Source organism: Exiguobacterium sp. s50, assembly GCF_018618175.1.
In the GTDB taxonomy this organism is placed as follows: Bacteria; Bacillota; Bacilli; order Exiguobacteriales; family Exiguobacteriaceae; genus Exiguobacterium; species Exiguobacterium chiriqhucha.
The window spans coordinates 130,728-144,357 of record NZ_JACSLP010000007.1 but is presented as its reverse complement, the minus strand read 5'-3'; the positions used below and the strand labels follow the sequence as shown (position 1 = coordinate 144,357).

The window sequence follows — 13,630 nt, the reverse complement described above, 5'->3', positions numbered from 1 at the left end:
AGCGTTACGATATATTCAAATGAACATTTGAATGTAAAGGGGCGAGATAATTATGAAACGGGATGTATTACCTGTCGAAGGGATCACATGTACGAACTGTGCCGCCAAAATCGAGAAAAGCGTGACGGGAGAGGACGGTGTCGCCGCTTGTCAAATCGATTTTGCGACAAGTCGAATGATTATCGAATGGGATGATGCGAAGGATCACACGAAGACGCTCCGCGCCATCGAAGCGACGATGGGGCGAATTGAACCGGGAGCACATTTTGTCAAAGACGAGGCGGAAGTGCCGATGTCGGGTCGCTTATTGTGGCGGTTTGGCGTCGCGTTCGCCCTGCTGCTCGTCGGTCTGTACACCGATTTGCTCTTTGTGTACGCGATTGCCTATGTGGTCGCAGGCTATGACGTCGTCTATGCCGCAATTCGCAACGTATGGCATCGGGAATGGTTTGATGAAAAATTTTTAATGTCGATTGCGACGATCGGTGCGATTGCGATTGCGGAGTATCCGGAAGCGGTCGCCGTCATGCTGTTCTACCAGCTCGGTGAATACTTCCAAGCGCGGGCCGTCCACGCCTCGCGACGGTCGATTCAATCGCTGTTGAACATGAAACCGACGATTGCGCGCGTGTTCGAAGATGGACGAGAAGTAGAAAAACGTCCTGAAGAGGTCGCAACCGGTAGCATCATCATCGTTCGAGCAGGCGAACAGATCCCGATGGACGGTCGTGTGCTGCGAGGCTCGAGCTCATTGGATACGGCGTCGCTGACAGGTGAGTCGTTACCACGCCCAATCGGTCCCGAGGAAGACGTCCTTGCGGGAATGGTCAACCTTGACGGGCGGCTCGAAATACGAGTCGAACGCCCGGCGACTGAATCGAGCCTGCAAAAAATGATTGCCCTCGTCGAACAAGCGAGCATGAACAAGGCGAGAACGGAACAGATGATCACACGGTTGGCGAAAGTATACACGCCGGTCGTCGTCGTGCTCGCGGCGGTCGTCGCATTTGTTCCACCACTGTTTGTCGGAAATCTCGAGGAATGGGTATACCGGGCCTTGATTTTCCTCGTCATCAGTTGTCCATGCGCCTTGGTGATCTCGATTCCACTCGGCTATTTCGGTGGGATTGGAGCAGGTTCACGGCGGGGCATCCTAGTGAAAGGCGGCGAATATTTAGATGTGCTCGCCGAAGTCGATACGGTCGTATTCGATAAGACCGGTACGCTCACGACCGGCCGCTTTGAAGTGACCGATGTCGTGACAAACGGGGAGCTGACGACAGACGAGTTGCTTCAGCTTGCCGCCCGTGTTGAGATGGCCTCCACGCATCCGCTCGCAAAAGCAATCGTCGAGCATGCGGGTCCAGTCGCACCGTTCTCGATGATTCAAGAAGAACCGGGATACGGGTTGATGGCGATCGACGGTGAAAACCGCATTTACGTCGGCAGCGCCCGCTATGTTCAAAAATTGGGTTATCCAACCCCGGCGGAGACATCGGGGACGATCGTCCATATCGTCAAAAATGACCGTTGGCTCGGCCGAATCGAGTTGAGAGACCAAGTGAAGCCAGATGCGCAAGAAACGATTCAAGCTTTGAAGCGCTATGGTTATCAGACGGTCATGTTGTCCGGGGACCGGCAAGAAGTCGCAGCCGCCGTCGGTTCGGCAATTGGAATCGATGAAGTGAGAAGCGAATTGCTTCCGCATCAAAAAGTCGCAGAAGTCGAACGGTTGGCGGCAACTGGCAAGGTCGCTTTTGTCGGTGACGGATTGAACGATGCGGCGGCGCTCGCACGAGCCGATGTCGGACTCGTGATGGGCGGCGTCGGGAGTGATGCAGCGGTCACGGCAGCCGACCTCGTGCTGATGAACGACGCTCCGCGAGACGTCGTGGCAGCGATTGAATTGAGTAAGCGGACACGGCGGATTGTTTGGCAAAACATCACGTTCGCGTTCGGTATGAAGGCGCTCTTCCTCTTGCTCGGTCTCTTCGGACTAGCCTCGATGTGGGAAGCCGTGTTTGCTGACGTCGGGGTTGCCTTGCTCGCCATCGGGAACGCCGCACGTCTCATTCATTCCAAATAAAAAGACCTCACAATGGAAATTGAGGTCGAGGGATCGTCTCATTGGAGACGGTCTTTTTTTCGTGTTTTGAAGAGGAGAAACAGCAAAACGAGCAGTGCGGCGATGAGCAAGGTGGCAATCGACGTGAGGGCTTGAATCAACACATCGATTTGATTCTCGGTCGCGACGAGTTGTTTGCGGATGTCTTCATACTGTAGTTTCTTCAATGCGCGCAAATCTTCGAGGATCGTTTGGCGCTGATCGGTCATCGTCTCGGCTAGCTCGGTCGCGGCCTCGAGATCGCCGCGCTCATAAAAGACAAGCACTTCGGCGGCGCCTTGCTCCCATATTCCGTCACGGTAAAGCAAATCAATCAGCGAGCTCGGTGTGTGCGGGTCGTTCGTGATCGACGTCTTCAACTCTTCAGCTTGCTGGGACATACTGTAATACGATTCTAAAAAACGCCGGTCTTCGTAGGCGAGCAACCCGCGAATGGCGTTGGCTCGTTCAATGTTAAAATACATGATCTCTTCGATGGCATCATAGGAATCGAGGCGTTGACTATGAATCGACTCGAGTTGATGTCTCGTGTCTCGAAGTTGAAAGGCGAAACTAGCGAGAACGAGGATGGATAAGACGGATAACGAAATGAGTACGGTCAGCCATTTTCGTTGGGACATGGTCATCCCTCCTTCCATACAATCGTACATTATTTACCGATTTTGTCGCAAAATATTTTTTTGGAAAAGGAAAATTTCGGGTAAAGGTATAAAAATATAGTAATGCGTTTCTTGATATCGTTTACAATGATAGAGGAACGATTTTATTCATAAGGAGAATACACATGCCAGAGAACTCATCGTTAATCAAGTTGCACCAAGTCTTGAAAGAAAAACGAACGAACGTCCATTATGAGATTCCGACGTTATGGAACCGGCTGCAATTCGCTTCAGAGCCTGTACGTGATGGGGTCGAACGGGTCAATCCATATGATTTCTTGATCGAGACGATTGAAAAAGCGATTCTTCCCCATGCGGTCGACGGACGGGGTTACCATCAATCGGTCGCCCAAGCGGACGGATATTTGCAAACTGGCGGCGATTGGATCAAGCGGGCATCGGTCTACTCGATGCAAGTCCGGACGTCGACATCATGGGATCATGATGGATCAGGCTATGTCGAAATGGAGAACTCGATCGGCATGAAAGACACAGGGACGTTCGTCAAAACGCTCGCGTTGATTCCGCATCTCCTTTACATGGGAATCGACACGTTGTTCTTATTGCCAATCTCGCAACACAGTCATAAAAACAAAAAAGGCGAATTTGGTTCTCCTTATGCCGTGCAAGACTTTTTTGGAATCGATGAGGAACTGAAAGAGACGTTGACCGGAGACGGCTTGACGGTCGAAGAAGAGTTCGCGGCGTTCGTCGAAGCATGTCACATGGTGGGGATTCGTGTCGTCATCGATGTCATCCCGCGTACATGTGCTCGTGACAACCGACTCATTCTCGAAAATCCGGAATGGTTTTATTGGATTCCGGTGACCGAACTCGATTACTATCATCCGCCGCACGTACCAGGAATTGGTGAGAACGTGAAACCAGAGCATGCTTTCTTACCTATGATTTATGGGTCAGAAGACGTCTGGGCGCACTTACGTCGCTTCTCGATGGCACCGAATCTCGTCGATGCGGACAAGTGGGAGACGGTGAGAGCGTACTTGCTCGAGCATCCAGAAGAGAACTTGCTTGCCGTCATCGAGCGCGAGTTCGGCTTGACGACCGCTCCAGCCTTCTCCGATTGCATCAATGATCCGCAGCCACCATGGTCAGATGTGACGTATTTCCGTCTGTTCTTGGACCACCCGACAGCGGCAGCACCTTACGTGAGCGAAGCGAACTTGGCACCTTATATCTTGTTCGACTCGATCAAATCGAATCAATTCCGAGGCGATCAAATCAACGAGCCGCTCTGGGCGATGCTCGCCGACATCATTCCGCACTATCAGCGTGAATATGGGATTGATGGAGCTCGCATCGACATGGGGCACGCCTTGCCGGTCGATTTGGCGCAACGGATTCTACAGCAACCGCGTGAACTCGACGCCAACTTCAGCTTCATCGCTGAAGAATTGATTGAAATCGGTGCGTGGGCGGCGAAAGAAGCGGGCTATAACATGATTATCGGGTACGGGTTCTATAAAGAGCCACGCTTTGATACACATGAGACGCACCAGTTCGTATATGACTCGCGCTTCTTACCGTTACCGGTGTTTGCGGCCGGAGAAACGGCAGACACGCGCCGTATCGCGACACGAGATGGGGGACGGCAGGCGAGTCGCTTGCTCGCCGTCTTGAACGGCTTCGTACCGAACGGCATCCCGATGACGAACTCTGGACTCGAACTGTATGAGACACAGCCGATGAACACCGGGCTCGACTGCCGACCGGAAGAAGCGTATCAACTCTTCCCGACCGATCCGTACTTTGGAAAGCTTGCTTTCTTCGATGCGTACCAGTTCCATTGGGATCATCCGGAGCGAGACGAGATGATCGAACTGATGCATCAAGTGGCCGAGGTGCGTCGTCGTTGGTTGGACGTCCTCGTCAACCCGAGTCATTTCGAACCGCTCGCCATGGCACATATGGATGCCCCGTTCATCGGCCTCGCTTGGTTGCGTCCGGATACGAACGAGACGCTTCTCGTCGTGGCCAATACGGATATGCACCAACCGTTGCAAGGGAAAGTCCCGCTCGACGGGGTGCGACGCCGCAACTGGAACGCGAGCCGTTTCGCCGAGATGGTGTACTCACCGACGTCATGGCCGTACGCCGAGCATTCGTTCGATGAGAATTGGGACCTGTGGGTCGATTTGAAGCCGGGCGAAGTGAAGATTTATGAGATGAAATGAGCAAATGCCCCGAACCGGATACCGATTCGGGGCATGTTCGTTACATCGTCTTCTTCATATAGTAAATAACAAACTCATCGAGTGGCATCGGTTTCGCATAGCGATAGCCTTGCATCGAATCACAGCCGATTTTCCGTAAGAAATTCTCTTGATACTCGGTCTCGACACCTTCAGCGACGAGTGCCATCCCTAGTTGCCGGGCCATCGCGACGATGGTCGCGGTGACGGTCTGATACTCCCGGTTTTCTTCGAGTTGCATCGTGAACTCGCGCGGGATTTTCAGCTCATCGATTGGATAGCGGACGAGGTAGGCGAGCGAGCTGTAGCCGGTACCGAAATCGTCGATCGACAGTTTGATGCCAAGCGCCTTCAACTCGAGAATCCGTGTCAACACGCGGTCGGATTGATGGGCCGCGACCGTCTCGGTCAACTCGAAGTTAAGTCGGCCAGGTTCAATCGGGAACCGTTCGAATAACGTCGTCAAATATTCGATTAAGTGCTCATCGAACAGTTGGCGGACGGATAGGTTGACCGATAGTTTTGGTAAATCGATATCGCCTTGCTCGAATGCGTACATCAATTGGAATGTTTCATGAATCATCCAGCGGCCGAGATCATGGATATGCCCCGTCTCTTCGGCAATCGGGATGAACTGGCTTGGCGGGATGAAGACGCCATCTCGTTGCCAACGCATGAGCGCCTCGGCCCCGATGATGGCTTTCGTCGAAGCGTCAACTTGAGGCTGAAGATAAAGTGAGATCTCGCCTTTCTCGAGGGCGGTATCAAGCCCTTCCATCAACAGTTTGCGCTCTTCTTTGTGGGCCCGTAATTCAGGAGCGAAAAAAACGGTCTCGTTGCGTCCTTTGTCCTTCGCCTTATACATGGCAAGGTCGGCGTTCGACAGCAAATGCTTGAGCGTCGAACCGTGTTCAGGATAGCGGACGATACCGATGGACGCGTGAATCTCGACGAGCGTCCCGCCCATGAAGTACGGCGGACGATAGACGGAGCGCCGTAACCGTTCGACGAGCATCTCATCGTCGTCATGCTCGGCGACAACGATGAATTCGTCACCACCGAGCCGGCCCGCATACTCGTTCGGCAACAAGGCGCCCCGCAGACGTTTACCGATATGTTGCAACAACTCGTCACCCATATGATGGCCGAACTGGTCGTTAATTTCTTTAAAACCGTCGAGGTCGGAGAACATGAGCGAGAACGGACGTCCTTCCGCGATCAGCCGTTCAATCTGTTCTTGCAGGGCGTAGCGGTTATGAAGCCCGGTTAGACTGTCATGGTTCGCTTGATAATAAATCTGTTCTTGTTGGACGATCATTTGCGTGATGTCCTTGACAATCGCATAGATGCCTTCGACTTCGCCGTCGATAATCATTGGAATATTCATCAACTGCCACACCCGTTTCGCCCCGTCTTCGGTGACGACATCGACGTCGAGCGTCCGGGGGCGACCGTTCGTTAAATCGTGCAACACGGTCGCATAGGCGGACCGGTCTTTTTGTTCGATAATGTCTAAAATGTTGGAGCCAATCAACGTTTCCGTATCATGACCAAGCACCGAGCTGCCGGCCTCGTTCACAGACAACACTTCGCCATGGAGGTCGAACAAGAAAATCGGTTCGGCATGATAGGCGAATAGCGAGCGATACTGTTGTTCGCGAACCTCGAGTTCATGCGCCTTCGTCGTCACCGCGACTTCGAGGTCGGTATTGACGGTATGTAAACGGTGACTGATCAATGCGTTTTGTTTGGCGACGACGAACTGACGGATGAGCAGCAACAAGACGGCGTTCGCCGTCATCGAGTCGAGCACAGATGTGCCGAGCAAACGATCCGAGGCGAGCATGAACAGCATGACGATTGCGCTATAGACGACGTAGTCGAACACGGAGTCATAGACGAGGGCATCTTCTCTCGATTCATCGAACACGTAGCTGATTGAAATGATAAAGATGCTACTCACTTGAAGCAGGTGCACCAACTCATGGCCGATGCCGTTGAAGATGAGCAATTGGTTCAAAATCGAGGCGGTCGTGAAGCCGAGAATGCCGATCAACAAGAGCACACGGAACGTTTGGCCGACCGAGGTGATGCGATTCAAGTACAGGAAGCCGAGCATCATGTAGAGACTAATCAACACCATCTGTTCTTCAAACCCGTTCAAGTGAGCCGCATAACGCCCACCGTCGTTCGAATAAATGAACAGATGCAACGCCCCGATCAACACGAAGCTGAACAAGGCGAAAATGTCGAATGTTCGCAGTTTCAATGTCCGAATTTCAATCGATTGCGTGATGACAATCAGCGACATAATCAAATAAAAAAAGTTCTGAATGAACGGCATATGGTTGATTGCTGTCGATGCGCCAAAATGGTGTCCGACCAAATAAGCGATGAAGCAGACATTGCCGGCGCTAATCAGTAAATGTATGTAGCGTCGCATCCCTTGATTTTGAAACACGGCCGTCGCGCTAAAGACGGTCGCGATGAGAGTGACCGCCGTGAAATAGACGAACAAACTTGTCTCCCTCAAGGCGTAAGGGGTGAACAGAATCAATAAAAGTCCGAGAAAAAAGGTCCCGACGAGCAAAGCGGGGACTGTTTGGCGCAACGAGTGGTTGGTCAACTCATGCACCTCCTTCTGTATATGTCTAAGAGGCTCACCATTATTATCGGATTGTTCATGCGTTTGTTACACAAAAAAATCGACAGCAAGTTGCTGTCGATTAAAGTGTATACGAATGTTCTTTGAAGTTACCGACGACCGAATCGATTTCAGAGACGGTGATGAACGCTTCTGAATCAATCTCGGAGACGATTTGACGCAGTTTTGGAATCTCGTTATTCTGGACGACGACATACAACATCTTCTTCGAGTCGTTCGAGTAACCGCCGGTCGCGTCCATAATCGTGACGCCGCGTTTCAAGTTCTGCTTGATGACGAGGTTGATTTCATCGGCTTTCTTACAGATGATGAAACACTGCTTTTGCGCCGAGAAGAACCGGTGAATCGTCAACAACGTCCGCGACCGGACGAAACTGAGGACGAGCGCATACATGACCGCTTTAATGTCGAACGTGATGAACACGAGGATATAGACGATGAGATCTTGTGTCAAAAAGATTTTCGGGAGTGATAAGTTCCGGTTGTTCGTATAAATGACTTTCCCGAGAATGTCGAGTCCTCCGGTCGAAGCGCCTGCGAATAACAGCAAGGCGAGTCCGAGGCCGGAAACGATTCCGCTGAACACCGAGGCGACGAGCGGGTCATCGAGCGGGGTCGGTGGGATGAGCACGGGTAGCGTGTCAATCAAGATGGATGACAAGACGACGACAAGCCCGGTCATAAGGATAAACCGTTTTCCGAGATATTTAATTCCGACGATGAAGAGTGGGATGTTCAAGACGAGTTGCGTGAACCCGATTGGCGTGTTGAACAATTCATTGACGATCAACGTGATCCCGACGATGCCCCCCGTCCCGATTTCATTTGGTTTGAGCAGTAGTCCGACAAAAATGGATTGTAAAATCGTTCCGGCGATGAGGAACAAGGTCGTTTCGACGGCGATCCGTTTTCTAGTTTTTGCGTACATAGATCATGGCTAGGTGCCATACGCCCCCCTTTGACATAAACTCATTCAAGCGTACTCCGACGATGTCGGAATTTCAAGGGACGATTGATTACAATTCATTATGGAAGCGGTCGATATCACTTGCGAGCTGTTCATGAACGTAATCGATGACTTGAGCGTCATCGAATAAGCCGAGCGGAGCGTCATCCGGAATCGCATCGAATGGGGATACGAAGTAGAGGACGGCGGCGACGAGGGCGTGCTGTTTGTCTGGCTGCATCTCGAACTGGTCGTTATAGAGGGCGCGCAACATATTGAGCAACTGTTTCATTTGGAAGTAGAGCGTCAGTTCTTCTTCCCGTTCGATATTGCTAATCTCGTTCGAAGCGACGTCGACCGTCACTTTAGCGAGAGCGAGTTCGCCTTGGACCAAGAGGTCACCTAATGTTTCATTGTCGGTATAGTCCTCGGTCGCGCTCGTTAAAAAGTGTGTGTACGTTGTTTTCCAATCTGACATGTATATTCCTCCTTCTGTCTTCATCTACTAATATGCCCGTTTTTGCGATTTGGTTGCAACTTTTCCGAAAATTTAAGAAAATAGAAATAAGTGAAAAAGGAGGAACTGTACATATGTCTACTGTAACCATGCCGACTGAGGCAGAATTTGCCCGCTACGCTGAGCTTGCCGTCAAAAAAGGCGTCAACATTCAGCCGGGCCAACAGCTCGAAGTCCGAGCTGATATTAGCCAAGCACCGCTCGTCCGTCAAATCGTGAAAGCAGCTTACGCAGCTGGCGCGAAACAAGTATATGTCAACTGGAGCGACGAAGAGACGACGAAAGTCCGTTACTTCAACGCCCCGGCGGATGCTTTCAAAGAATACCCGGAATGGCTCAAGGCCCGCTTTGAGCAATTGGCCGAAGAGAAGACGGCGTTCCTATCGATCGTCAGCGACGACCCGGACGCACTGAACGGCGTTGAGTCGTCACGCATCGCGGACTCGAACCGTGCTGCCGGCGTGGCGCTCGCGAAATGGCGCAAATATGTCATGAGCGACAATGTCAGCTGGTCAATCGTCGCTGGCGCTTCGGAAGCATGGGCGAAGAAAGTCTTCCCAGACCGTGAAGACGCTGTACCGGCCCTTTGGAAAGCGATTTTCGAAGCGACGCGAATGGACCAACCGGATGTCGTTGCGGCGTGGGATACGCACGACACATCGCTCCGTGAACGAGCGACATTACTCACGAATAAGAAGTATGCGAAGCTCCACTACAAGGCACCGGGCACGGAATTGACGATCGGCTTGCCGAAGAAGCACGTCTTCCTTGGCGGCGGCGGTCCGAACATCGACGGCGTCGATTTCATCGCCAACATGCCGACCGAAGAAGTGTTCACGCTCGCTGATAAAGATTCGGTCGAAGGACACGTCTCGAGCACGAAACCGCTCAGCTACAGCGGCAACTTGATTGATGGGTTCACGCTTTGGTTCGAAGGCGGGAAAGTCGTGAAGGCGGAAGCGAAACAAGGCCAACAGGCACTCGATGAGTTGTTGAACCTCGATGAAGGGGCGCGTCGTATCGGAGAAGTTGCGCTCGTGCCGGACGACTCACCAATCTCGAACTCGGGTCTCCTTTTCTATAACACGTTATTCGACGAGAACGCATCATGCCACTTGGCGCTCGGACGCGCCTACTCGACATGTCTCGAAGGCGGACCACAAATGTCAGCTGAAGAGCTCGCCGAGAACGGTGCGAACGACTCGATGACACACGTCGACTTCATGATTGGCTCGGCCGAGATGAACATCGACGGTGAACTCGAAGACGGTTCACGCGAAGCCATCATGCGTGACGGCAACTGGGTCATTTAATCAAGCAAGAGACGAATCCCTTCGTGGAATTCGTCTCTTTTTTATGTCAATTCATAGAGGAAGGCGAGGGCATTCGGTAGCCGACGCCGCCACGCGATTTCATTATGGACGGCACCGGGCTCGACTTCATAGCGGAAGGCAATCCCTGTTCGCGCGACAGTCTCGACGAGTTTCGCGTTCGTATAGAGGTAATCCTCGGGCGTGATCGGTCCGCTCGTCTCGTTCGTCCCGATGTCCATATAGAGGCGCGCCGTCACATCGGCCTGCTTCACATCCCGAATGAGGGAGTCGAGATTGGCCCAAGCGGCTGTCGAGAGCGAGCCGACGCGCCGGATGGACGGATAGGCCGTCATCATATAGAGCGAGATGACCCCGCCCATCGAGCTGCCCATCACGCCGACGTCGTCCGGGTCGGTCGCGTAGCGTTCATCAATCCACGGCTTCAACTCTTTCATGAGCCAGTCGGCGTAAGCCCGACCTCTCCCGCCGAGCGTGGGCCGTGTCTTGGCGAGTTCCGGCCCGATTCGGCGATATAGCATCTCATCCTCATAAAACGAATACTCATCGTAGCGGTCGAGCCAGTCCGGGGCACTCGCGATGGCGACGACCATGAGCGGCAATTGCAAGTCCTCGATGTGGCGGTCGATTGACCAACCTTCGCCGATCGTGGCGGTCTTGCCGTCGAACACGTTTTGACCGTCGTGCATATAGAGGACCGGGATTCGTTCGTCAGCCGACACGAAGTCGGGACGATAGACACGGACAATCCGCTTCCGGCCACGTATGGCCTCGGTCGGTAAGGTGAAGCTGAATTGGTCGAGCATATAAAGCGCTCCTTTCGCAGTCAACTGGTTTTAGTTTGCCGGGTGTGGACGAGAAATGCAATCGCGACACTTGACTACCTACCGTTCGTTAGGTAAAGTGATAATGAAGAAAGGGGTCGATGACGGATGAATACGAAACAACGAATCGAGCTGGCGGCACGGCGGCGCTTTGCGCTTGAAGGGTATGAAGGACTATCATTAGCGGCACTCGCCGAGGATGTTGGCATTAAGAAAGCGTCGCTATACGCCCATATCGAAGGAAAAGAGCAATTGTTCAAACAAGTCGTCGAGGACATGGCAGATCGTTACGATCGCGTCTGGCGAGAAGCGCGGGACGCCACTGAGGGCGCGGCACCGCTCGAACGGATCGAGGCCATCGTCGAGACGTTGATTCGCTTCTTTGAAGAAGAGGAGACATGGATGCTGACGAAGCGGATGTTGCTCGTCCCGCCTCCTGAATTGCGATTGTTCATCGAGACGACGCTCGGGTCGGTCGAGACGGACTTGCAAGCGTTTGAGAAAGAACAGTTTCGATTGGCGATGGAGCAAGGGGCGTTACCCGAACAGTCGCTCGAGGACGTTTACGATGCCTACTATTGTTTTCTCGACGGCGCGCTCATCTCACTCTTCACGCTCGAGACGAATCGCGTCAAGCGGCAACAGGCCGCATTCACCATCTATAAGAAAGGAGTCGGATGGACATGAAACAAGATCAAATGGCCTGGGTTTGGCTCATTCTAGCCGGCCTGCTTGAAATCGTCTGGGCCACGACGATGAAACTGTCGAACGGCTTCACGGTGCTCGGTCCGAGCACCGTGACCGTTCTCTTATTAGTTGTGAGCTTTGGGTTGTTGGCGATGTCGTTCCGGACGTTACCGGCCGGGACCGGTTATGCAGTGTTCACCGGCATCGGGGCCGTCGGAACGGTCATCGTCGGTGCAGTCTTGTTCGATGAGGCGCTGACCGGCATGAAGCTCGTCTTTATCGCGACGCTCCTCATCGGTGTGATTGGACTGAAACAAGTGACAGGAGGAGAATCGGCATGAGTTGGGTATTTTTGATTGGCGCGGGTCTTGCCGAGATGATGGCGGTCTTTTGGATGGGAAAATCGAAAGGCTATCAGATTGTTAAATGGTCGATCTTGTCCGTCGGAACGTTTGCCTTAAGTTTTTATTTGTTGTCGCGCTCGCTCGAGACGCTCCCGCTCGGGCTGGCATATTCGATTTGGGTCGGGATTGGGGCGGCCGGCGGCGTCGTGCTCGGCATGCTGTACTTGAACGAATCCCGGGACCGGTGGCGTATCTTCTTCTTATTGCTTATTATCGGAAGCGTCATCGGATTGAAAGTTGTCGCATGATCAGGATTAGCTTCGAATAAAAACGGGAATTGAATAGTTCAGACTGTGAACGAAAGGGGCGGGGACGATGAGTCATATCAAACTGCAATCCGAGCGTCTACGACTCGAACCTTACACGATTGCTGATTTTTATTTCGTGAAATCGCTACTCCAAGATCCGCGCGTGATGCGTTTTATTAGCCCGGACGGAAAGCCATATACGGATGAACAGACGATCGAGTGGTTCGAGCGCCAGTTGGCCCGCTATCAGACGGGTCGTCAAACCGGGTTGCTTAAATTGATGTCGCATGAAAATGACGAGCCGATCGGTCATGCCCGCACGTTGCTCCATGAACTCGACGGCACGATTGAACTTGAAGTCGGATATTGGTTGGCGCCGAAGCATTGGCATATGGGCTACGGACGCGAGGCAGCGGCTCGTCTTATGCGTCATGCGTTCGAAGAAGGTGAGAAAGAGATCATTTCCTTGATTCATCCGGATAACGTCCCATCGCAACGAGTCGCGAAAGCGAACGGATTGCATTGGGACCGTGACACTGAGTATCAAGGCATGCTCGTCTCTGTCTATGCCGGAGATTTAGAGCGGTTATGCCGCCATATGAAACGGGAAGAAATGACGCGTTGAAAAAAAGTAAAAAAAGTTTTAAAAAACAGTTGCCAAGGCATTAGTTTCTTGATATATTAATAGTGTCCTTAAGAGAGGACACGACCTGATTCTGTAGCTCAGCTGGGAGAGCGCTACCTTGACAGGGTAGAGGTCGCTGGTTCGAGCCCAGTCAGAATCACTTGGGTGCCAAACCCGATGCGAAACCCATAGGAACGTGGGTTTCCGCGATGCCACTTCTTGCGAGAAGTGGCTTTTTTTTATGTTTAAATTATGTATGGGTCACGAAATGGTCACCACAGGAAACAGATAGATGATTTTCTACCGCGCGTCGCTTGGTGGCATCGAAAAAAGGAGGCAGGACAAGCCTGTCTCCTTTTTTCGATGTCATTGTTTTTATGCTTAGG

General features: G+C 52.4%; 12 protein-coding genes and 1 tRNA gene. 8 read left to right on the top strand and 5 right to left on the bottom strand.

Annotated features, from left to right (window positions below; all coding sequences use genetic code 11):
- Positions 1 to 52 precede the first annotated feature (52 nt).
- On the top strand, positions 53 to 2,086 hold the full coding sequence (locus KNP68_RS11425; RefSeq protein WP_251131500.1) for a heavy metal translocating P-type ATPase: 2,034 nt from the start codon (positions 53 to 55) through the stop codon (positions 2,084 to 2,086).
- A 38-nt stretch (positions 2,087 to 2,124) separates the two neighbouring features.
- Here KNP68_RS11425 and KNP68_RS11420 read toward each other — a convergent pair whose 3' ends face one another.
- A complete protein-coding gene (locus KNP68_RS11420) occupies positions 2,125 to 2,745 on the bottom strand; it encodes a hypothetical protein (protein ID WP_251131499.1) in 621 nt (206 codons plus the stop codon).
- 164 nt (positions 2,746 to 2,909) lie between these two features.
- On the opposite strand from KNP68_RS11420, the gene KNP68_RS11415 reads away from it, so the two are divergent.
- A complete protein-coding gene (locus KNP68_RS11415) occupies positions 2,910 to 4,979 on the top strand; it encodes an alpha-amylase family protein (protein ID WP_251128747.1) in 2,070 nt (689 codons plus the stop codon).
- A 40-nt stretch (positions 4,980 to 5,019) separates the two neighbouring features.
- On the opposite strand, the gene KNP68_RS11410 is transcribed toward KNP68_RS11415, so the two are convergent.
- From KNP68_RS11410 to KNP68_RS11400, 3 genes are all read right to left on the bottom strand, one after another.
- A complete protein-coding gene (locus tag KNP68_RS11410) occupies positions 5,020 to 7,623 on the bottom strand; it encodes a putative bifunctional diguanylate cyclase/phosphodiesterase (protein WP_251131498.1) in 2,604 nt (867 codons plus the stop codon).
- A 100-nt stretch (positions 7,624 to 7,723) separates the two neighbouring features.
- Entirely contained in the window at positions 7,724 to 8,590 is an 867-nt protein-coding gene (locus KNP68_RS11405; RefSeq protein ID WP_214756697.1) for a YitT family protein, read from the bottom strand.
- Positions 8,591 to 8,678: 88 nt separating this feature from the next.
- Entirely contained in the window at positions 8,679 to 9,086 is a 408-nt protein-coding gene (locus tag KNP68_RS11400) for a YkvA family protein (protein WP_214756696.1), read from the bottom strand.
- Between the two features lie 113 nt (positions 9,087 to 9,199).
- Here KNP68_RS11400 and KNP68_RS11395 point away from each other — a divergent pair, with 113 nt between their 5' ends.
- Entirely contained in the window at positions 9,200 to 10,438 is a 1,239-nt protein-coding gene (locus tag KNP68_RS11395) for an aminopeptidase (protein ID WP_214756694.1), read from the top strand.
- 41 nt (positions 10,439 to 10,479) lie between these two features.
- Here the strand turns inward: KNP68_RS11395 and KNP68_RS11390 are convergent, their stop codons facing one another.
- Complete coding sequence (locus tag KNP68_RS11390) at positions 10,480 to 11,262, bottom strand: alpha/beta hydrolase (RefSeq protein WP_029596078.1); 783 nt, start codon at positions 11,260 to 11,262, stop codon at positions 10,480 to 10,482.
- Positions 11,263 to 11,388: 126 nt separating this feature from the next.
- On the opposite strand from KNP68_RS11390, the gene KNP68_RS11385 reads away from it, so the two are divergent.
- The 5 genes from KNP68_RS11385 to KNP68_RS11365 all read left to right on the top strand — a co-directional run bounded on the left by KNP68_RS11385 (position 11,389) and on the right by KNP68_RS11365 (position 13,404).
- Positions 11,389 to 11,967: a TetR/AcrR family transcriptional regulator gene (locus tag KNP68_RS11385; protein ID WP_021065256.1), complete on the top strand. Its 579-nt coding sequence runs from the start codon at positions 11,389 to 11,391 to the stop codon at positions 11,965 to 11,967.
- Positions 11,968 to 11,978: 11 nt separating this feature from the next.
- Positions 11,979 to 12,308 (top strand): DMT family transporter, encoded by a 330-nt coding sequence (locus tag KNP68_RS11380; RefSeq protein ID WP_214756710.1) that lies wholly within the window; start codon positions 11,979 to 11,981, stop codon positions 12,306 to 12,308.
- Complete coding sequence (locus KNP68_RS11375) at positions 12,305 to 12,619, top strand: DMT family transporter (RefSeq protein ID WP_021065258.1); 315 nt, start codon at positions 12,305 to 12,307, stop codon at positions 12,617 to 12,619. Before KNP68_RS11380 ends, KNP68_RS11375 begins: the two co-directional genes overlap by 4 nt.
- A gap of 67 nt (positions 12,620 to 12,686) precedes the next feature.
- Positions 12,687 to 13,244 carry a GNAT family N-acetyltransferase gene (locus KNP68_RS11370; RefSeq protein WP_214799601.1) on the top strand — a complete coding sequence of 186 codons (558 nt, stop codon included), beginning with the start codon at positions 12,687 to 12,689 and terminating at the stop codon, positions 13,242 to 13,244.
- An 87-nt stretch (positions 13,245 to 13,331) separates the two neighbouring features.
- Positions 13,332 to 13,404 (top strand) — tRNA-Val (locus KNP68_RS11365).
- Positions 13,405 to 13,630: the final 226 nt, after the last annotated feature.

Coding starts and splice junctions, on each gene's coding strand:
- KNP68_RS11425 (WP_251131500.1), top strand. CDS start 53: ATGAAACGGGATGTATTACCTGTCGAAGGGATCACATGTACGAACTGT.
- KNP68_RS11420 (WP_251131499.1), bottom strand. CDS start 2,745: ATGTCCCAACGAAAATGGCTGACCGTACTCATTTCGTTATCCGTCTTA.
- KNP68_RS11415 (WP_251128747.1), top strand. CDS start 2,910: ATGCCAGAGAACTCATCGTTAATCAAGTTGCACCAAGTCTTGAAAGAA.
- KNP68_RS11405 (WP_214756697.1), bottom strand. CDS start 8,590: ATGTACGCAAAAACTAGAAAACGGATCGCCGTCGAAACGACCTTGTTC.
- KNP68_RS11400 (WP_214756696.1), bottom strand. CDS start 9,086: ATGTCAGATTGGAAAACAACGTACACACACTTTTTAACGAGCGCGACC.
- KNP68_RS11395 (WP_214756694.1), top strand. CDS start 9,200: ATGTCTACTGTAACCATGCCGACTGAGGCAGAATTTGCCCGCTACGCT.
- KNP68_RS11390 (WP_029596078.1), bottom strand. CDS start 11,262: ATGCTCGACCAATTCAGCTTCACCTTACCGACCGAGGCCATACGTGGC.
- KNP68_RS11385 (WP_021065256.1), top strand. CDS start 11,389: ATGAATACGAAACAACGAATCGAGCTGGCGGCACGGCGGCGCTTTGCG.
- KNP68_RS11380 (WP_214756710.1), top strand. CDS start 11,979: ATGGCCTGGGTTTGGCTCATTCTAGCCGGCCTGCTTGAAATCGTCTGG.
- KNP68_RS11375 (WP_021065258.1), top strand. CDS start 12,305: ATGAGTTGGGTATTTTTGATTGGCGCGGGTCTTGCCGAGATGATGGCG.
- KNP68_RS11370 (WP_214799601.1), top strand. CDS start 12,687: ATGAGTCATATCAAACTGCAATCCGAGCGTCTACGACTCGAACCTTAC.